Annotated in this window: 18 protein-coding genes and 1 pseudogene; 14 read left to right on the top strand and 5 right to left on the bottom strand. The window is 46.9% G+C overall.

Annotation, left to right across the window (positions count from 1 at the left end):
* The first annotated feature begins 19 nt into the window (after positions 1-19).
* From K7P01_RS16630 to K7P01_RS16645, 4 genes are all read left to right on the top strand, one after another.
* A complete protein-coding gene (locus K7P01_RS16630) occupies positions 20-1,231 on the top strand; it encodes a DUF4960 domain-containing protein (protein WP_267295021.1) in 1,212 nt (403 codons plus the stop codon).
* Between the two features lie 25 nt (positions 1,232-1,256).
* On the top strand, positions 1,257-3,800 hold the full coding sequence (locus tag K7P01_RS16635; protein WP_267295023.1) for a GH32 C-terminal domain-containing protein: 2,544 nt from the start codon (positions 1,257-1,259) through the stop codon (positions 3,798-3,800).
* A gap of 4 nt (positions 3,801-3,804) precedes the next feature.
* Positions 3,805-5,394 (top strand): glycoside hydrolase family 32 protein, encoded by a 1,590-nt coding sequence (locus K7P01_RS16640; RefSeq protein WP_267295025.1) that lies wholly within the window; start codon positions 3,805-3,807, stop codon positions 5,392-5,394.
* Between the two features lie 121 nt (positions 5,395-5,515).
* Complete coding sequence (locus K7P01_RS16645) at positions 5,516-6,439, top strand: PfkB family carbohydrate kinase (RefSeq protein WP_267295027.1); 924 nt, start codon at positions 5,516-5,518, stop codon at positions 6,437-6,439.
* 44 nt (positions 6,440-6,483) lie between these two features.
* Here K7P01_RS16645 and K7P01_RS16650 read toward each other — a convergent pair whose 3' ends face one another.
* Both K7P01_RS16650 and K7P01_RS16655 read right to left on the bottom strand, forming a co-directional pair.
* Positions 6,484-7,446: a ligand-gated ion channel gene (locus tag K7P01_RS16650; protein WP_267295029.1), complete on the bottom strand. Its 963-nt coding sequence runs from the start codon at positions 7,444-7,446 to the stop codon at positions 6,484-6,486.
* Positions 7,447-7,731: 285 nt separating this feature from the next.
* The gene (locus tag K7P01_RS16655) at positions 7,732-8,619 is read right to left on the bottom strand and encodes an alpha/beta fold hydrolase (RefSeq protein ID WP_267295031.1); all 888 of its coding nucleotides are present in this window, start codon (positions 8,617-8,619) and stop codon (positions 7,732-7,734) included.
* 117 nt (positions 8,620-8,736) lie between these two features.
* On the opposite strand from K7P01_RS16655, the gene K7P01_RS16660 reads away from it, so the two are divergent.
* Positions 8,737-9,105 (top strand): MerR family DNA-binding protein, encoded by a 369-nt coding sequence (locus tag K7P01_RS16660; RefSeq protein ID WP_267295033.1) that lies wholly within the window; start codon positions 8,737-8,739, stop codon positions 9,103-9,105.
* Positions 9,106-9,453: 348 nt separating this feature from the next.
* On the opposite strand, the pseudogene K7P01_RS32150 reads toward K7P01_RS16660, so the two are convergent.
* A pseudogene (locus tag K7P01_RS32150) lies at positions 9,454-9,654 on the bottom strand (LytTR family transcriptional regulator DNA-binding domain-containing protein); the annotation flags it as partial.
* A gap of 203 nt (positions 9,655-9,857) precedes the next feature.
* Between K7P01_RS32150 and K7P01_RS16665 the strand changes: the two are divergent.
* From K7P01_RS16665 to K7P01_RS16675, 3 genes are all read left to right on the top strand, one after another.
* The gene (locus K7P01_RS16665) at positions 9,858-10,694 is read left to right on the top strand and encodes a chromate resistance protein ChrB domain-containing protein (protein ID WP_267295035.1); all 837 of its coding nucleotides are present in this window, start codon (positions 9,858-9,860) and stop codon (positions 10,692-10,694) included.
* A 66-nt stretch (positions 10,695-10,760) separates the two neighbouring features.
* On the top strand, positions 10,761-11,522 hold the full coding sequence (locus K7P01_RS16670; RefSeq protein ID WP_267295037.1) for a DUF2490 domain-containing protein: 762 nt from the start codon (positions 10,761-10,763) through the stop codon (positions 11,520-11,522).
* A gap of 16 nt (positions 11,523-11,538) precedes the next feature.
* A complete protein-coding gene (locus K7P01_RS16675; protein ID WP_267295039.1) occupies positions 11,539-12,678 on the top strand; it encodes a chromate transporter in 1,140 nt (379 codons plus the stop codon).
* 256 nt (positions 12,679-12,934) lie between these two features.
* On the opposite strand, the gene K7P01_RS16680 is transcribed toward K7P01_RS16675, so the two are convergent.
* Positions 12,935-13,687, bottom strand: a complete 753-nt coding sequence (locus K7P01_RS16680) for an SDR family NAD(P)-dependent oxidoreductase (protein ID WP_267295041.1) — start codon at positions 13,685-13,687, stop codon at positions 12,935-12,937.
* An 89-nt stretch (positions 13,688-13,776) separates the two neighbouring features.
* Between K7P01_RS16680 and K7P01_RS16685 the strand changes: the two genes are divergently transcribed.
* On the top strand, positions 13,777-14,223 hold the full coding sequence (locus K7P01_RS16685; protein ID WP_267295043.1) for a winged helix-turn-helix transcriptional regulator: 447 nt from the start codon (positions 13,777-13,779) through the stop codon (positions 14,221-14,223).
* Positions 14,224-14,287: 64 nt separating this feature from the next.
* Here K7P01_RS16685 and K7P01_RS16690 read toward each other — a convergent pair whose 3' ends face one another.
* Entirely contained in the window at positions 14,288-14,881 is a 594-nt protein-coding gene (locus K7P01_RS16690) for a class I SAM-dependent methyltransferase (protein ID WP_267295045.1), read from the bottom strand.
* Between the two features lie 247 nt (positions 14,882-15,128).
* On the opposite strand from K7P01_RS16690, the gene K7P01_RS16695 reads away from it, so the two are divergent.
* The 5 genes from K7P01_RS16695 to K7P01_RS16715 are packed head-to-tail and all read left to right on the top strand — an operon-like array spanning position 15,129 to position 17,760.
* Positions 15,129-15,476, top strand: a complete 348-nt coding sequence (locus tag K7P01_RS16695; RefSeq protein ID WP_267295047.1) for a DUF3024 domain-containing protein — start codon at positions 15,129-15,131, stop codon at positions 15,474-15,476.
* Positions 15,473-15,877: a DoxX-like family protein gene (locus K7P01_RS16700; protein ID WP_267295049.1), complete on the top strand. Its 405-nt coding sequence runs from the start codon at positions 15,473-15,475 to the stop codon at positions 15,875-15,877. Before K7P01_RS16695 ends, K7P01_RS16700 begins: the two co-directional genes overlap by 4 nt.
* A complete protein-coding gene (locus tag K7P01_RS16705) occupies positions 15,877-16,614 on the top strand; it encodes a DUF2071 domain-containing protein (protein ID WP_267295051.1) in 738 nt (245 codons plus the stop codon). The genes K7P01_RS16700 and K7P01_RS16705 overlap by 1 nt, the downstream gene beginning before the upstream one ends.
* On the top strand, positions 16,605-17,375 hold the full coding sequence (locus tag K7P01_RS16710; RefSeq protein ID WP_267295053.1) for a methyltransferase: 771 nt from the start codon (positions 16,605-16,607) through the stop codon (positions 17,373-17,375). The genes K7P01_RS16705 and K7P01_RS16710 overlap by 10 nt, the downstream gene beginning before the upstream one ends.
* Positions 17,359-17,760 carry a hypothetical protein gene (locus K7P01_RS16715; RefSeq protein WP_267295055.1) on the top strand — a complete coding sequence of 134 codons (402 nt, stop codon included), beginning with the start codon at positions 17,359-17,361 and terminating at the stop codon, positions 17,758-17,760. Before K7P01_RS16710 ends, K7P01_RS16715 begins: the two co-directional genes overlap by 17 nt.
* Positions 17,761-17,828 lie beyond the last annotated feature (68 nt).

The raw sequence follows: 17,828 nt of genomic DNA on the forward strand, positions 1-17,828 counted from the left end.
ATTTACATAAACGAAAATCATGAAACCCTTCTCAAAGTATTTCACCACGGCAATGACGGTCCTATCGATATCTTGCCTATTGGCCCTGGCCATTGTTTCGTGCTCGGACGATGACGAAAGCACGCCAGACAGTAGTCTATTGGCGTTTACCATTACCAGCCCGGTTGAAACACCGGGTAGCGTTCATGAATTGGCGCGGACAGTATCTGCTGCCGTACCGTTTGGAACCGACCTTTCGGCGCTAACGGTGAATACGGTTGTATCCACCGGCGCCACTGTAACGCCCGCCTCGGGATCGGTCGTCAATTTTTCGCAAGGACCAGTCTCCTTTCAGGTCACCAAGGGCGGTCAAACGTCCACGTACCTGGTGCGTGTGACAGAGAGTTTACCGATACGTGTGAAGGTTGCGTTCATCGGCCTTGCCCCTGATGTCGCATCGATTACCGAGCCGGATACAAAAGCCGCGGCACTTTGGGCGCAGGATCAATATGGGACCAATTTCAAGTACTTATCCTTTAGTCAAATCAATGAGACAGCGGTATCCGATGTTAAAGTTATATTCTGGTATTTCGACGATACCGGCGTGGATCGCAATGCGATAATTCCCGATGCTGCGAAAGGTGATGCATTGACGACGTTAACCAACTGGTATAAGGCGGGAGGCAGTTTCGTCTTTTCGTGCTACGCTACGCAGTATGTTACCTTACTTGGAAGAATCCCGAATTCCTATGCTCCGGTGATTTACGGTAACGGCATCGGTGGAAGTAACCCGGACTATTGGGGACTAAATGCCGGGACAGGATTGACGGCCGATCGGACAAGTCATGCCATCTATGCCAACCTGACGACAACGCAAACCTCCAATCCTGTTGCAGTGCCTCCGGGTAGCTATGGACACGATATTTTTCCTTTGATCGATGGAGGTTATAAGGAAGACCACAACTCGATGTGGGATTTGAACGTAATTGCCGAACTCAACGGAGCTCCAAGCAAAGGCGCGGCGTTTGAAACCAATACACAATCCATTATCCTGGGAACATGGCAACACGTCACAGACCTGTGCTGTGCGGCGGCTGTCGAATTCCTGCCCAATACGCAGTATCAGGGAAGTTGTATTGCTATCGGAACAGCTGCATACGAATGGGAAATGAATGACGGACGAACAAACTCATTTGCGCCAAATGTTGAAGGCATCACGGCTAACGCCATCCAATATCTGCTGGATAAATAGAATCATAATCGTAAGAGGAGGAGTTATGAACAGATTTAAAAAGATCGTCGTATTAATTTTTTCGATGGGTATGGGTATGTACGGTCATGGATATGCGCAGGAGATTGCACATTTTCCCTTTGACGAAGCGACCGGCGTGATGACCACGCAGGAGTCTGTTCACAGCACCTCCTTTGCGATTGTCAACAAATACAACAATCCCGAACGAATCACCGGCGTGGTGGCCAATGCCCTTCGGCTCGATGCCACATCGACCTGGGCATTTAACAATTCATTCGCCCTGGAAAATGTTCAGAAGCGAATGACGGTCGAATCCTGGTATGCCATGGAATCATTTTCAGCCGGCACCGGCGCTATCGTAAGCCAGGAGACGGGTGCCGCTGGCTTTTCATTAGAAGTGGCATCGTATGGCAATGTCTCTCTCTCCTTTTTTGCCGATGGCAACCGCTTTACGTTAAGGTCAGAAAAACTTCTTGAGAAGTACAAGTGGAATCATGTCGTAGCCACCATCGATCTGGATGCGAAACTGGCCCGAATCCTTGTGAACAACGAACAGTGGGCTAAGCTTGACTTACCCACGGTGAATAATTCCCTCACCTTTGCCACGACTCCTTTTTACCTTGGACGTCACAGTACCTATACGGAAGCCGGGGGATTCATTATCACCGCGCTGAACGGCGCGCTGGATGACGTGCGTTTTTATAACGCAATTCTATCGGACAGCGACATCAGCGCCCACTATTTGGCACACAACACGGTAGTCCCGGATCTGACTATTGATCCTGCCATTCGCCATGCCAACGATTATCTTCGACCCAAGTATCATCCCATGCCCAACACAAGTTGGACGAATGAATCTTACGGGCTCACGTACTATGAGGGACGGTACCATATGTTCTTTCAAAAAAATCCCAATGGTCCATTTCTCTATTTTATGCACTGGGGCCACCTCAGCAGCCCGGATCTGGTGAACTGGACAGAAGAGAAAATCGCACTGGCACCCTCGCCAGGTTTTGACAGCTTCGGAGTATGGTCGGGTACCACTACGGTAGATCAGGATCAAAAGCCTGTTATCGTTTATACCGGAGTGGATGGTGTTAAAGCGGGTATTGGCTTAGTATATCCCGATGATGATAACCTTATCTCCTGGAAGAAGTATACCGGTAATCCGGTGATTCCTGCTCCTCCGTCCAACTTCCAGCATATGGACTTTCGTGACCCCTTTGTTTGGAAGCTCGGAAGCACCTATTATATGATTGTGGGATCGGGTCTGCAGAATAACGGGGGTGGAATCCTGTTCACCTACAAATCCACAGATCTAAAAACGTGGCAGACGATTACACCGTTGTATCGCAGCGCTAACGTGGCACAGAATGGTGTGTTTTGGGAAATGCCGTTCTTCAAACGGATAAATGACAACGACGAATATATTTTGCAAGTGCTGCCTACGCCCAACGCCGGCAAGCGCGCCAAATCAATTTACTGGATAGGTAAATTTGTAAACGAACGATTTACTCCCTACTTCACGCAGCCAAAGGAACTTGAACTTATCAATGAAAATCTTTTAGCGCCGGCCGTGGGTGATGATGAGAAAGGTCGTCCGTATTATATCGGCATCATTCCCGAAGACAGAAATTCGGCGGACCAGGTCAAGGCCGGCTGGCGTCATACGTTTAGTGTGCCACGGGTTATGCGTTTATTGAAGGACTCGACAATCGGCTACTATCCGCATCCGAATCTATGCCGTCTGCGCAGTGATGTTGCCACCATCGCTAACCGGAAGATTCTACGGAACACAAACTTTAACCTCCCCGAATTCGAAGGCAACCAAATAGAACTGGAGTTTAAGGTGAAGGCCGATTCCGCTTCGCGTTTCATGATCCAACTATTGAAACACCAGGATGTCCGCGAATTTGTTTCGCTTGTATTTGATCTGAAGACCAACACCGTTGGACTGGATAGAAGATTCTCTACCCTCAGCGATGCCTTGAAAGACAATCGAGAGGCTTCCTACATTTTTAATCACAAGGATACGATCGCTGTCAATATTTTTATTGATCACTCTATCATCGAAGTGTTTGTTGACAACATCGTTGTGTTTTCTTGCCGGGCCTATCCCTCGCGCGAGGCAAGTAATAAGGTAGACTTTATCGTCAGCGATGGCGGTGCTGAAATTATTCAGGCACATGCCTGGCAAATGTTGGCTATGCGAAGTGGGACCAGTGTCGCCGTATGCGAACCCGACCCGGGCTCTTTGCCTGACGCGCTCCGAAAGAAAACGACCGCGGTAGGTCCGGTTACGGCAATCGAACCAGAGCACAACAACGGGACATTTGCCATATTCCCCAATCCCACATCCGATACGCTCAGAGTAGTTTATAAGGACGGAAAATTAAAAAAGAGAGCGACCTTATTGCTATACGCAGCCAACGGCGTGATGCTCGAAAAGCACGTACTGAACGATGCGGAAACCAATCTGAGCCTGGGGCACCTGAGATCCGGAATCTACTATGCCCGGATAGAGTATGCAGGCTCGTTCACCATGCAAAAAATTATAGTTACCAAATAGTATCATGACAAAGAATTCTACGATTCATACCCTTTGCTTGTTATTGACTGTTGTCGTCCTGGTCTCTTGTTCCAGGAAGGAAGATAAACCTGCGGTCGTGTCCAGTACAAGCGCATTTTATAATGAACAACATCGCCCACAATTCCACTTTTCACCTAAAGAGCATTGGATGAATGATCCGAATGGAATGGTTTACTATCAGGGTGAGTATCATTTGTTCTACCAGCATTATCCCGAAGGGAATACGTGGGGTCCCATGCATTGGGGCCATGCCGTAAGTGAAGATCTTATACATTGGAAGCATCTTTCCATTGCCCTGTTTCCGGATAGCGCGGGAATGATTTTCTCGGGAAGTGTTGTTGTGGATCATCAAAACGTGACGGGGTTTGGAACGGCTGATAATCCTCCGCTCATTGCCATCTATACGGTGCACAACATGGAAGGGGAAAAGAGCGGTCGTAATGACTATCAAAACCAGGCAATAGCCTATAGTGCCGACCGCGGCAGAACCTGGACAAAATATAATGGCAATCCCGTTCTGAAGAATCCGGGGAAGAAGGATTTCAGAGATCCGAAAGTTTTCTGGCATGCACCTTCGCAGGCCTGGATCATGATATTGGCTGTGGGCGATCATGTTGAGTTATATCGCTCGACTAACCTTACATCGTGGACCAAGTCAGGTGACTTTGGAATTGATCAGGGTAGTCATGGTGGGGTATGGGAATGCCCTGATCTCTTCCCTTTGCAGGTTGACAATGGAAAACAGAAGTGGGTCATGCTCGTGAGCCTTAGCGATGGCGGACCCAATGGGGGATCGGGCACGCAATACTTCGTGGGTAATTTTGACGGAACAGGCTTTACCAACGATAACCCCAAAGACAAAATTTTATGGATAGACTATGGTCGCGACAATTATGCTGGCGTCACCTGGTCGAATATTCCAGAAGGTGACGGACGGACCATTTTCATAGGATGGATGTCTAATTGGAAATATGCCAACGTAGTGCCAACCACCGTCTGGAGAAGCGCAAACACCTTGCCTCGCACTGTCCAATTAAAAGAGACCGGGGATGGACTACGGCTGACGTCAATGCCGGTGAGCGAATTCGATTCGCTTGCGCTTACGTCCAACGAAGTTACCCAACAGAATATTTCGGATTCACTTGATCTCTCTTCGACCATCACCGCGCTGTCAACATATGAACTCGATGTAGAGATCTCGAACGCGGATAAAACGGGCTTTGTCATTGAATTGCAAAATGAAGTGAACCAAAAAGTCGTGTTTGGGTATTCACCCTCAGAAGGAAACAGGTACTACGTAGATCGGCTTATGGCGGGGAAGAATGACTACTCACTTAATTTTCCCGGTAAACATTACGCTACAAGAATTTCTTCGGACACAACTGTGAAACTTCGAATGATCGTGGATCGCTCCTCCATCGAAATTTTTGCGGATGGCGGGTTGACCGTATTTACCGACCTGGTTTTCCCGGATCGTGTATTCAGCAAACTGAAGATCAAGAGTCAAGGTAAGCCCATAACGTTGAAATCAGCGAACGTGACGGCTATCGATACAATTTGGAAAGTAGAATAAGAGCGCATCTCTGGCATCGTGAGAAAGAGGACTTGTCAAAATATGCATGTAAGCCTGACCTCATTGTTCAACGTGTCGGCGAGATCAATCTGCCACTGGACCGGCATTAAAACTAACGTATATGAATGTATTAGCATTTGGGGAGATATTGTGGGATATCATCGAAGGACAAGAGCACCTTGGAGGCGCTCCGTTCAATTTTGCAGCTCATGCGGCGCAATGCGGAAACAGCTCGTTTATTATTTCACGCCTGGGAAACGACTTCCTGGGGACGCGTGCCTATAATGAATGTAGAGCCTATGGCGTCGACAACAGTTTGATACAATGGCACGAAGAATTGCCTACGGGTATAGTAGATGTCACTCTTGAGCATGGGCAACCTGACTACCACATACGCAAAAATGTTGCTTATGATTTTATTGAGTATGACGCGGTATGCAGTGCGTTTGAGAAATTTACTTTCGATGTCTTCTATTACGGAACGCTTGTTCAGCGCAACGGGGTGTCGGCCTCGACTTTAAAGAAAATTCTAACCGAACATCAATTCAGGCACATCTTCTACGATGTAAATCTGAGAAAAGAAACTTTTACTGAAGCCATTATCCGGGAGTCATTACGACATTGCACGATATTGAAATTAAACGTCGATGAAGTTCCCGTGCTTTCAAAAATGCTTGTCGGGGAAGATCTTATTGATGAGCAATTTTGCGCGGTCGTCACCGAATTATTTCCAAACATCAAAATCGTCATCATCACGGCGGCAGAAATGGGGTGCTACTTGTATGAGGATAAGAAACTGACACACGTTCCCGGTGTACCGGTTTCGGTGACTGACGCAGTCGGGGCCGGCGATGCTTTCAGCGCGGCTTTTATGCACGTTTTTTCCCTTACACACGATGCTAAAAATGCGGCAGCGTTGGCTAATCAAATTGGTGCGTTCGTAGCTGGAAAACGCGGGGCGGTTCCAGAATATTCTGCTCACCTGAAAAATATCTTAACGCAGGGAGTAAAAAATATGAGCAATGTCTCGCAGAACATTCTTTAAAGGTCGGTCTGTGTATAATAAGCTATGTGGCTGCGCTAAATTACTCACCATGCATAGGCTATGTAGACAAGAAATAGATTGATAGAAGCATATGCGATAACGATTGAGAAAAAAGCTACCTTATCAAGCCACAATGATCTGGACCTTTTGTGTGGATCTTCGGATTCAAATAATTTAAGGGAAATAATGATAATGCACACAATAATTAAAATAAAGGTGAAGGTAAGGTTATGAACATTGTCCATTAAGGTATTCGTAATTGACGAGGGAACTACTGACTCTACAATGTATTTGTTGCCAATGGCTGCAAATAATCCGCCCACACATAGTCCAAAACGGGAATCCTGGTTTTCAGAAGAGACAAAGAAAACAAGACATGAAATCAGAAATGCCGCATAGACACCTGTCAGCATTTTACCCAATACCAGCCAGGAGTTTTTTCGTTTAATAGTTATTTCGGCAACCACTCTCGGGTAAGCGCTTGTTCCTGAAAGTTCAGGGTTGCCATACGTCGTTTCATACGTTCTTACATCCGCGTTTATAGTGAAATTCTCAATACACCATTCGTTCGAATTGAATACGGAATCTACTCTTGAATTTGCCTTATCGGCCTGGTAGATCAGTTGTGTGGTGTCATATTCTGAATTTTCTATCTCGATGCGCAACCGTTGCGTATCGAATGGAAATTTCGAGATATCCCACTGGTGCATCAATTGTGCTTTGCATTTTTGCGTAGCCCAGTTCCAGCCTGCTTTTTTTTCAGTTGAAAAATGGCTGAATTCCACCGTTTTGTTATTCGGTATCTCCAATACATCATGAAAGTTCAAACTATCATTCTGGCAGTTCATCCAGATCCAGAAATCTGCCGAGAAGCTTTTTTCATCCAACCGAAAATCGTAGATGGAGTTAATATAAATCCCCAATTTACAGGTATCCTTTTGCGCAAAGGAGGACAGATCAAGACCAAAAATGGAGACAAGTAAAAAGGGCAATATCCGGTATGACATAAGCAATGGTGCCTTCCCATGCAAACATCACGCAAACGATAGTCATAAAAATCAGAAAAAGCCGGATTTTAAAAGAATCAGGACATCTTAACATTATCAGAGAAAGCCTGATTATTAGAGCAGTAGCTTTGTGAAGTGTATTTATTTACGGGTGTCGTGCTCATGATAAAGAGGCTGTATAAAGCCTCAGGCCCGTTTCGCAATTTCATGGGGCCTTTTTAGGTGTATACTCCGAAATAATCAAGGTCTCCCGTAGGGCTTTGAGTATAACGCGCGGTTTCTCCTTTACATCTTTTCTAAGAACCGACTAATCAACCGCGCCGTCTCCTCCGGCTTTTCCGCCAAAATAAAATGCCCGGCATCATCGATCTTTTCCAGGCTATACGTGGTAGCTACCACCGGTAGTGCATGCTGTAACAAGGCGTATCCGCTTCCGCCCAAACCCAATACTGGCATGGTAAGTTTAGCATATGTTCGACTGTCCACGATATCTTGAGGAAACGCCTGGTACCAGGCATTCGAAGCGCGGATGGCATCGGCGCTGTTGTAGGCAGCGGCATAAACAGCGCGATCAAAATCAGTAACAGAATCTTTCTTCTGGAGCAATTGGTTGAAAATCCAATCGATCACGATGGACATGCGTCCCTCCAGAAGCTGTTCAGGAAGCTGTTTGATTTGATTAAATGCCAGCCACCAGGGATACACATAGTCGGCTCCCGGTATGGGTAGCATCGGGAGACGGTACATACTATCATCAGGATGTGGTGTGTCAAGAAGAATAAGGTTGGATACGAACGCTGGATAATTGGCAGCAAAGCTGAAGGCAACGTGAGCGCCTATGTCGTGTCCGCCAATAGTTACTTGATTGTACCCCAGTACTTTTACCAATTCGAATACGTCACGTGCCATATTCCGTTTTTCATAGCCTCCTGGCGGTTTGCCCGAACCGCCCATGCCGCGCAGATCGACAACGATCACTTCGTAGTTTTTAGCCAGAAGAGGCATTACCTTGTGATAGGCCCACCAGGTTTCCGGCCATCCCGGAACTAATACTAACGGCGTCCCTGCGCCTCCCTTTACGTAGTGAAGGTCTACATTGTTTACGGTTGCATAGCCATTGGTAAAACCCGGCAGCAGCTTCACAAGCTCGTCGTCTGAATAGTTTATTTCCATAAGGTAGTTTCTATGACAAATTTTTCAGTTGCTCGGCTCAAAAATAAGGTGGACTTTTGTGCCTAACAACCCTACAGTATACTGCAGGGTTTGAGTTTATTTTTACTACGGACGCGAATGAAATTGATCAGTCAACTCTCTAAAGAAACCGGCATTCCGGTTGGAACGATACGTTTTTACGAAAAAGCTGGACTATTCAGCGGAGTGAAGAAGCAAGACGTTACGACCAACAATTATGTTTATTACGACCAGGATGTTGTTGAGAAAATACGGTTCATTAAGATGGCGAAGGCGGTTGGATTTACGCTGGCCGAAATTCGTGAAGTAGTCGATGCCTGGTATAAGAAGCAGTTTACTAAAAATGCAAGGCTGCGTGTACTGGATAAGAAGCTGGTTCAACTGGATGAAAAGATCGCTGAGCTAAAAGCTATGAAAAAACAAATTGCGATCTGCAAAGACAATATCGCGAACGATCGGAGCACGTAATGTGCCGCCGGCACGTGCAAACCCCCGAGCAAAAAGGCTTGGGCTGTTAAATTTAACTGGATCCTTTTGTCTTGCCATATATAAGTTAGCGTATTTTGGCGATCCTATTGGATCACCGGCTGTCTATTCGAAGCGTTTTTCTAAGCCGATTCACTTAAAGCCCGAAGCCCTTAGCGTCAACAGCATCGGCATGGTAAACGTTAAAAAATGTTAGATGTCTAATCGGGAATTATACCAAATCGCCGGGCATTTATAGCAAATGGGATAGGAGGCACGGTTTAAACTCGGATACTGAGTTTTATAAGCCATGCTAATTCCTACCCAGCATTTTTCTTTGTCACAAATTCGTCAAAGAAGAAATGCGGTAGACGTTGCCCATCGGTATTTCGTTTTTGTCGATATGGACCGTATTGTTGTCGAACGAGGTGGTGTGCTGAATGTTTTGGGCAATTGCTCATGAATAGTCTTGATGTTCATCGCTGTTATTATTTTCCGTTCCCCGGTGTGGATGACGACATAGTCCTTTACCCCTTCGATAAACAGAATGTCCTTGAAAAATAATCTTGAATGTTTTTCGGTCCGATTTTACAAACAAATAATCTCCTGCGATTGTTTCGATATTACTATAGGCGTGGGAGTTGGCAGCGGCAAGCAGGTTGCCGTAAGCCCGCTCCGGTCCCAATCCCGCGGGGTATGGTAGTTTGTGCAGCAGCGCTTGCTTGTCACACCGAAGAACGTTGCTAAATTCCGGCATGAAATGGATCACCCGCGAGCGACCCAAGATTGACCGTATTGCCTGTCCGTGGCTCATCCGGCGCTTTGTAGATTTGGAGGCGGAAGTTATCTACGTACCCTTCGACGAGGTCATTCCCAAAGCGCAGGCACTCGATGCTATCCCGTTCGATGTTCCGGGTGTAGCATACACGCACTACGGCGACCAATGCACATTTGACTACATCCTAAAAAAGCACCAACTGACCGACCCGGCGCTGCATACCCTTGCCATCATCGTACGCGGCGCCGACACCGACCGCCACGATCTGGCGGCCCAGGCCTCCGGCCTGTGGGCTATCTCTGCGGGCCTGGCCCATAACATCACCGACGACCAGGAGCTCCTGGAAAGCGGCATGATGATCTATGACGCGCTCTACACGTGGGCCAGGCACCTCCAAAACGAAAAGCATACGCAAAACCCGATCGAAAATCTTTTACTCGACGTTTATAAGAAGTTCCTGAAGGTCAAGGGCGACAAAATACCCGAGTGGGCGCGCGAGCTCAAAGAAATCATCCAGGACCAAATCGACACCAACCTCACGCTCAATCTCAAGCAGATATCGCAAAGCCTCAACGTCCACCCCAGCTATCTGTCACGCGAGTTCTCAAAGTACTTCGACGACCTATCCTTCGGCGACTATATCCGCAAGCTACGCATTGACCGTGCGCTCCAGCTCCTTCGTGACACCGACCACAACCTGTCGGAGATCGCCTACCTCACCGGCTTCTCCGACCAAAGCCACTTTACCCGGATTTTTAAGAAGGTGGTAGGCCAAAACCCGTCGGAATACCGAAAAAACCTGGCTAAAAAGTAAAAAGTATACAAAACGGTAAAATCCGTTCTATTTTGCCACCGTGCTGCCTGCTAGCATTGCCTTACCATGCAGCCGAAAATATCCCAACCCCTTTTTCTATTCGTACTCGCGATTGCCGGACACTTCGCAGCCGCTCAGTCCATACAGAAAGAAGTCCATCATCGCGAGCAACTTTGGCTGGGCTTCTTTAACCAAACACGCCTCACTGACAAGTTTGGCTTTTGGGTAGACGTACATTACCGGCAAACCGGTACATTCATCGACCGCCCTTTCCAATTCATATTTCGCCCGGCGGTCACCTATTTCATCAAAGACAACTTACGCATTAACGTAGGCTATGCGTTCGTCAACCACTTTCCTGCCAAAGGCCTTGGCACCTCGCGTCCGGAGCACCGCGTCTGGCAGCAGATCTGGTGGAATCAAAAATACCCCGGCCTCACCACCTTACAATGGCTGCGTCTCGAAGAACGCTTCAACCACAAGATTGCCAACGACCAATTACTCGACGGCTACAACTTTAACTACCGGTTGCGCTACAACCTATCGTTTTTTATTCCCCTCCTTGGCAAAGAGCTTGCGCCCAAAACGCCATTCATTGCTGTGATGAATGAGGTCTTCATCAACTTCGGCGGCAAGATTGTCTACAACACCTTTGACCAAAACCGGTTCTTCGCCGGGCTGGGCTATCAATTTACACCGCACCTCAATGCCCAGTTGGGATACATGAATGCCTTCCAACAGGAAGCAACCGGCAACAACTATATCTCCACCAACGCGATTCGCCTGTTCTTCTTCCATTCGCTGGACGTTCGCCCCAAAGACGAGTGATGCTAAATCAACGACCATGAATCCGTCATACTCACTAAAAGACCTCATTATATACTTCCTCAAACTCGGCACCTGGGGTTTCGGCGGTCCGGTCGCGCTTGTAGGCTACATGCACCGCGACCTGGTAACCGATAAGAAGTGGATCGCCGAAGAAGACTATAAAGAAGGCCTCGCCCTTTCCCAGCTTGCACCGGGGCCGTTAGCCGCCCAACTGGCCATCTATATCGGCTATGTGCATTACCACCTGGCCGGAGCCACCCTGGTCGGCCTGGCGTTCGTGCTACCCTCGTTTCTTATGGTTCTCGCCATCGGCTATGCCTATGTCGCCTACGGCGGGTTACCCTGGATGCAAGCCGTCTTTTATGGAGTCGGTGCCGCCGTGATTGGCATCATCGCGGTAAGCAGCTATAAACTCACCACCAAAAGCATTGGAAAAGACAAATTGTTATGGGCCATCTTTTTGATCGTCGCCATCATCACGTTCGCCACCGGTCAGGAAATTCTGTGGGTCATTCTTCTGGCAGGTGTTATCGTATGGTTCGTAAAAGCGCCGCCTCGCTGGTTGGCCTCGCAGGCGCAGGCAATCGTACCGTTCATGCTCGCCCAGATTCAACCCGTCGCCACCGAGTCCAGGCTATGGCAAATAGCCGTCTTCTTCACCAAAGCCGGTGCCTTCGTGTTTGGCAGCGGCCTCGCGATAGTACCGTTTCTGTATGGCGGTGTTGTAACCGAATATCGATGGCTCAACGAGCAGCAGTTCCTCGACGCGGTCGCCGTCGCGATGATCACGCCGGGTCCGGTGGTCATCACGGTGGGGTTCATCGGCTACCTTGCAGCCGGTTTCTGGGGAGCAGTAGTAGCGGCTCTTGCCACGTTTTTACCATGCTACCTTTTTACCGTCTTGCCCGCGCCCTATTTTAAGAAGTACGGTAAACATCCGGCCATCAAAGCTTTTGTTGACGGAGTCACCGCCGCCGCTATCGGTGCCATTGCCGGCGCCGTATTTGTACTGGGCAAGCGCACCCTGGTAGACTTACCCGCGCTGGCGATAGCCCTCGTCGCAATCATTATTTTACTGAAGTTTAAAAAACTACCGGAGCCACTCATCATTGCGGGAGCCGCTATACTCGGACTGACATTAAAACTCATTGTATGAACAGAATAGCGCTAAACAAAAAGATATACTTTGTTCAATAATGTATTTAGTAGCATGCCAGACCTTCGGCAAGAATCTACCGGAGCTGGCCAGGCTATTTCTCTGGCCTCCAAGCGCCGGCACCATCCTTGATCTTCATGTCAGGCATTATTTTCGTCACTTTAAAAAACCGATCTATTCATTCCTTCCTTTTTGGGAGAAGCATATGACATTCCCGTTCCGATGTGCCGGCCGCTTGCCCCCGCGGCTTCGTGCACTATAACAACCCACCCGATACTGTAATCCTCTCGCCTGTTACCCACCCCGAATCGTCCGACGCCAGGAACACGGCAACTTTCGCAATATCTTCCGGCTGACCGGTTCGACCCAACGGCGTATTCGCCACCATTTGTTTCTCCAGGTCGCCGCCAATGATACCGGCAGCATGCGTTCCTTCCGTTTCGGTAACACCGGGCGCAATTGTATTGATCCGTATTTTTCTTCCTCCCAGTTCTTTTGCCAATAGCTTCGTCATCGTGTCAACGGCCGCTTTTGCTGCACAATATACAACAAGACCCGGCATGGGATTTTGGCTTACCGTAGAGCTGATATTGATGATACTTCCACCGCGATCACCAAACAGTTCCACCGCATTTTGAGTAGACAGCAAGTTGCCCAGAACATGCGTGTTGTATTGTGCATAGAACGTCTCCTCCGTAACAGCCTCTAACGGTTCGAATTTGAAAACGCCGGCATTGTTGACCAAAATATCCAGTCCACCAAAGGAGTTTTTTGTTTCGGTAAAAAGTCTTTTTACATCGGCCGCTTTGGTGACATCACCCTGCACGGCAATCGCTATACCACCGTTGCGGGTAATCTCCTGTACGACTTTATCAGCGCCCTCTTTACTTGATGCGTAATTGACAACGACTTTCGCGCCCGCCGTGGCAAATGCTTTTGCAATGCCGGCACCTATCCCTTTTGATGCGCCCGTCACCACGGCTACTTTATCCTTTAATTTTAAGTCCATTGTTATTTGTTTTTAATGTGCTGCAATAGTGGGGCAAATAGTCGCTGTTGGCAAGTATGTACTTTTTTGTATCGTATGAACTAAAAGGTATGTATTGGTGGTTATCAAGTGCTTGTAATGAAATAAAAATGAAAAATAAATCGGTTGTTGCTGAGGCAACGCAAATGTGCGCAGTGGATTACGCGTTCAAGCGCATCGGCGGGAAATACAAAGCCCGGATTTTGTGGTACCTGAACATGAAAAAGGTGCTGCGGTATGGTGAGCTGACCAGAACCCTGCCCGATATCACCACGAAAATGCTGACGCAAACGTTACGGGAGCTGGAGGAAGATAATTTGATCGTCCGAAAGATGTATCACGAGGTGCCGCCCAAAGTGGAATATTCCTTAACCGAAACGGCGCAGGAGCTGATTCCGTTTATAGCGCATTTACACAACTGGGGCAAAAAGCAAATAGAAAAGGAATCGTTGGCTAACCGGATTCATGCCGATGAGCGTGCTCTGGCGGTTTGCCAAACCGAGTGTGGGCTTAATTGATTACCTCGTCACAGACAAGGTTGATTTGTTAATTTCTAAATTACCATAAAACGGTCGCGCAAAGTCAATACATTTTTTCCCAGAGCTTCAGATTTCCTTTGAATAGTGTGTCGACCAGTTCGAAGTTGGTCGGAACGATCCACTCGTCTGTGAAATAGGTGGCAAGGCGTACACCAGACGGTAATGAGCTAAGCTTGTTGGATGTATGGGCACCGTATGTAGTATAAAACCCAGCGCTCAGCGCAATGGTTTGGTCAATACTATTGCGTGGTTCTATGTTCTCGAAGAACGAATTATACAAATAGAATCCGTTGAAATCGCGGAAGTCGATCGAGATGATGTTTGCGTTGATGTAGGTCGTATTGGTAAGCCCGTAAGAAGCGGAGAGCGTTCTGGATAATTCAACAAGCTCCGACCGCTGCTCGACACCGGTGAAATGACCATGGGTAAGTGTGGCGCCGACCATACAAAACTTGCCTACACCTGAACCGATATCCAGCACCTTAATGCCGCGCCGGCTAACCAGAAATTGGGCTGCTGCTTTCGCGACAGAAATTGGAGTCCAATGCTTTCTGGCCAACAGCCTGATATGGTCCGGGTAGATCGCGTCGAAGTCGTCGTCTGTGCTGTCAATCAGGGGCAGGAGTTCAAGGTTCATAAATGAATCCCCAATTTAGCGGCAATCCTCTTCAAAATACCCGTTTAGCAGCAAAATCTAACAGAAAGTAGCGGCAGGGACCTCCGACTAAGCCTGCATTCCAAATAATTGGAAATCATCGTCAGCGTTGAAACAGTTAGGTATTCACGCTATCTTTATCAAAGGAGCATTGAAATGCAGCACGATAATTTAATTTAGTGGGGAAAAAGCTGTCATAAAGAAGTAGGAGCGACGCAGCAACAACGCCATGGCCGTAGATAACCTTCAGGTACTAGACATCATTGAAGTCATGGAGCCTTTTCTGGAAAGAAAGCGGCCATCCGAAGACATTCGACCACGACTTGATATTGGATATAAGATAGAAGGTCAAAGTATTATTATTCACGAGATTCGACCTTTGTGGGATGATGCTTCAAAGACCATCTATCCTGAAGTGGCAAAGGCTACGTTTGTAAAAGCCAAAAATCATTGGAAAGTGTTTTGGCGTCGAGCTGATCTAAAATGGCATGCGTATGAGCCAACGCCTACCGTTACGACACTTGAGGGTTTTGTAAAGCTGGTCGAGGAGGATAAACATGCATGCTTTTGGGGATGATCAGGAGTGGAATTTTAAAATCCTTCTCTACTACTTTCATCTGTTTGGTCTGGCTGGCCAACGGACTGTTATGTAAAGTTCTAAACCTCGTTCCCCGACATCAGGAAATCGTAGCGCGAATTCTTGGTGAGCAGTATTCCGAGCCGTTCACGAAGGTCATTGGTATTTCAGAAATAGTACTGGCCGTTTGGATCGTAAGCAGAATCAAGAGTCGCTTTTGTGCGGTTTTTCAAATGGCGATCGTTGGAATGATGAATATTATAGAGTTTATTATCGCCCCTGATTTACTTCTTTTCGGAAGAATGAATATCATGTTTGCTTCCATGTTCATTATGCTTATTTATGTCAATGAATTTATCCTCGGCAAGCACAAAGCGATTCGCAATAAACAGATGATTTGATGTTCGGTTTTTTGAAAGATCATCCGTTCACAGTGACAAGCCATTTTGATGCTTCGCTCGTATTGACGTATGCCGTCCCGAAAGCGCAGCTTGAAACGTTTATTCCCGAGTGTTTGACACTCGATACGTTCGAAGAAAAATGGGCCTTCATTGCCGTAGCAATAGTCAAAACGAGGAACCTCCGACCGAAGGGATTTCCTGGATTTATAGGGAACGATTTTGTGCTGATAGGATATAGAATATTTGTTAAGTATAACACAAGCTACGGCAAGAGACTACGCGGATTGTACATTATCCGGTCAGAGACTGACAAGATCAGGATGGCAATTCTGGGTAATATATTCACACATTACAACTACCTGAAAACGGACATCAGCTTTCAACGAGCAGGAACAATTATTGACGTAAAGTCATCGAAATCAAATCTATCCGTAAAGGTCGAGGACAGCCCTGCAGAAATTACTCTTCCCAGTCACTCTCCTTTTAAAGATTGGAAAGAGGCCAGGCGATTTGCGGGACCCCTTCCTTTTACGTTCACGTATGACAAAAAGAAAAAGGAGGTCCTTATTATTGAAGGTGTAAGAGAAGATTGGACGCCAAGACCGGTAAAGGTTGTTGAGAGTAACGTGGGTTTTGTAGACAGCCTGAAACTCGAAGGTACCGTTCTTGCCAGTGCTTTTGTGATTGATAACATTCCGTATTATTGGAAGAAAGGGAGGAAGGACCCATGGAAGTAACGACGAGGAAGCCTTTCCAGGGGGTAATGAATATTATCCGATTCAACTGGCACTTTTACGTTGCGGCAGCTGCCGTTGTTTCTATTTTATTAGCAGCAAGTATGATGTTGGATATGCTGGCCTTTCGGATTTGTATTCTGATTGCGGCAGGTATTGTCATATCTACTTTTATTTCGCTATTGGTTTCTTATTATGTTTATGATCGCTCGGATTTGTACAGTTTCAGATGGCTTCAACGGTTTAGAGAGTCCGCGAATTTGAACATTATAAACGTTCATGCAGGCTTCGATGAGACGAGTGGGATACTACGAAATAACTTTCCAAAGGCTAATCTTCGAGTGTTTGATTTTTATGACCCTCAAAAGCATACTGAAATTTCCATTGCGCGGGCCAGGGAAGCTCATCCGGCATTTCCGGAAACGCTTAAAATCAAAACAAACCATTTCCCCGTTCTAGCGAATTCAGTCGATTCCATTTTCAATGTCTTCGCCTTACATGAAGTGCGGGATCGGAAAGAGCGTATACAATTTATCGAACAACAGGCAGTGGCTTTGAAAAATACTGGCAACATCGTTGTAGTCGAACATTTGCGTGACCTGCCAAACTTCCTCGCCTACAACATCGGATTTTTCCATTTCTTAGCTGGGCGAGAATGGTATGACAATTTCCAACAAGCGGGACTTTCTGTCGACAACAAGTTTAAGATTACTTGTTTTATCACTGTTTTTGTTTTAAAGAAAGCTGATGGAAATACACCTTAAGATTGTCGGTTCGTTTTTGATTGCCTTATCACTGATGCACATCATCATTCCCAGGTATTTCAAGTGGGAACAGGAACTAGCGTCATTGTCCCTCATTACCAAGCAGATTCTTTACGTTCATACTTTTTTCATTGCCTTTATTGTCATATTGATGGGCCTGCTGTGCCTCTGCTATTCACATGAGCTGGTGTATAATCCCTTTGGAAGAATCATATCGTTGGGACTGTTTGGATTCTGGCTGACGAGGTTGACCTTTCAATTCTTTGTATACTCACCGGCGCTTTGGAGAGGTAAAAGGTTTGAGACGGCGATGCATGTTGTGTTTTCATTGATATGGACCTACTTTACAGGCGTCTTTCTCTTCTCTTATTTGGTCCAGTTGTAACCAGCGTGCAGAGCAACCCTTCCATGACAGCAGCATTATGGCCTGATCGATCTTTGTTAACACTGGAA

It is taken from the genome of Parachryseolinea silvisoli, from assembly GCF_021190955.1.
GTDB classification, from domain to species: domain Bacteria; phylum Bacteroidota; class Bacteroidia; order Cytophagales; family Cyclobacteriaceae; genus Ohtaekwangia; species Ohtaekwangia silvisoli.

What these genes read in the sequence shown, in the direction of transcription:
- K7P01_RS16630 (WP_267295021.1), top strand. Translation starts at nt 20, where the DNA reads ATGAAACCCTTCTCAAAGTATTTCACCACGGCAATGACGGTCCTATCG.
- K7P01_RS16635 (WP_267295023.1), top strand. Translation starts at nt 1,257, where the DNA reads ATGAACAGATTTAAAAAGATCGTCGTATTAATTTTTTCGATGGGTATG.
- K7P01_RS16640 (WP_267295025.1), top strand. Translation starts at nt 3,805, where the DNA reads ATGACAAAGAATTCTACGATTCATACCCTTTGCTTGTTATTGACTGTT.
- K7P01_RS16645 (WP_267295027.1), top strand. Translation starts at nt 5,516, where the DNA reads ATGAATGTATTAGCATTTGGGGAGATATTGTGGGATATCATCGAAGGA.
- K7P01_RS16650 (WP_267295029.1), bottom strand. Translation starts at nt 7,446, where the DNA reads ATGTCATACCGGATATTGCCCTTTTTACTTGTCTCCATTTTTGGTCTT.
- K7P01_RS16655 (WP_267295031.1), bottom strand. Translation starts at nt 8,619, where the DNA reads ATGGAAATAAACTATTCAGACGACGAGCTTGTGAAGCTGCTGCCGGGT.
- K7P01_RS16660 (WP_267295033.1), top strand. Translation starts at nt 8,737, where the DNA reads ATGAAATTGATCAGTCAACTCTCTAAAGAAACCGGCATTCCGGTTGGA.
- K7P01_RS16665 (WP_267295035.1), top strand. Translation starts at nt 9,858, where the DNA reads ATGAAATGGATCACCCGCGAGCGACCCAAGATTGACCGTATTGCCTGT.
- K7P01_RS16670 (WP_267295037.1), top strand. Translation starts at nt 10,761, where the DNA reads ATGCAGCCGAAAATATCCCAACCCCTTTTTCTATTCGTACTCGCGATT.
- K7P01_RS16675 (WP_267295039.1), top strand. Translation starts at nt 11,539, where the DNA reads ATGAATCCGTCATACTCACTAAAAGACCTCATTATATACTTCCTCAAA.
- K7P01_RS16680 (WP_267295041.1), bottom strand. Translation starts at nt 13,687, where the DNA reads ATGGACTTAAAATTAAAGGATAAAGTAGCCGTGGTGACGGGCGCATCA.
- K7P01_RS16685 (WP_267295043.1), top strand. Translation starts at nt 13,777, where the DNA reads ATGTATTGGTGGTTATCAAGTGCTTGTAATGAAATAAAAATGAAAAAT.
- K7P01_RS16690 (WP_267295045.1), bottom strand. Translation starts at nt 14,881, where the DNA reads ATGAACCTTGAACTCCTGCCCCTGATTGACAGCACAGACGACGACTTC.
- K7P01_RS16695 (WP_267295047.1), top strand. Translation starts at nt 15,129, where the DNA reads ATGGCCGTAGATAACCTTCAGGTACTAGACATCATTGAAGTCATGGAG.
- K7P01_RS16700 (WP_267295049.1), top strand. Translation starts at nt 15,473, where the DNA reads ATGATCAGGAGTGGAATTTTAAAATCCTTCTCTACTACTTTCATCTGT.
- K7P01_RS16705 (WP_267295051.1), top strand. Translation starts at nt 15,877, where the DNA reads ATGTTCGGTTTTTTGAAAGATCATCCGTTCACAGTGACAAGCCATTTT.
- K7P01_RS16710 (WP_267295053.1), top strand. Translation starts at nt 16,605, where the DNA reads ATGGAAGTAACGACGAGGAAGCCTTTCCAGGGGGTAATGAATATTATC.
- K7P01_RS16715 (WP_267295055.1), top strand. Translation starts at nt 17,359, where the DNA reads ATGGAAATACACCTTAAGATTGTCGGTTCGTTTTTGATTGCCTTATCA.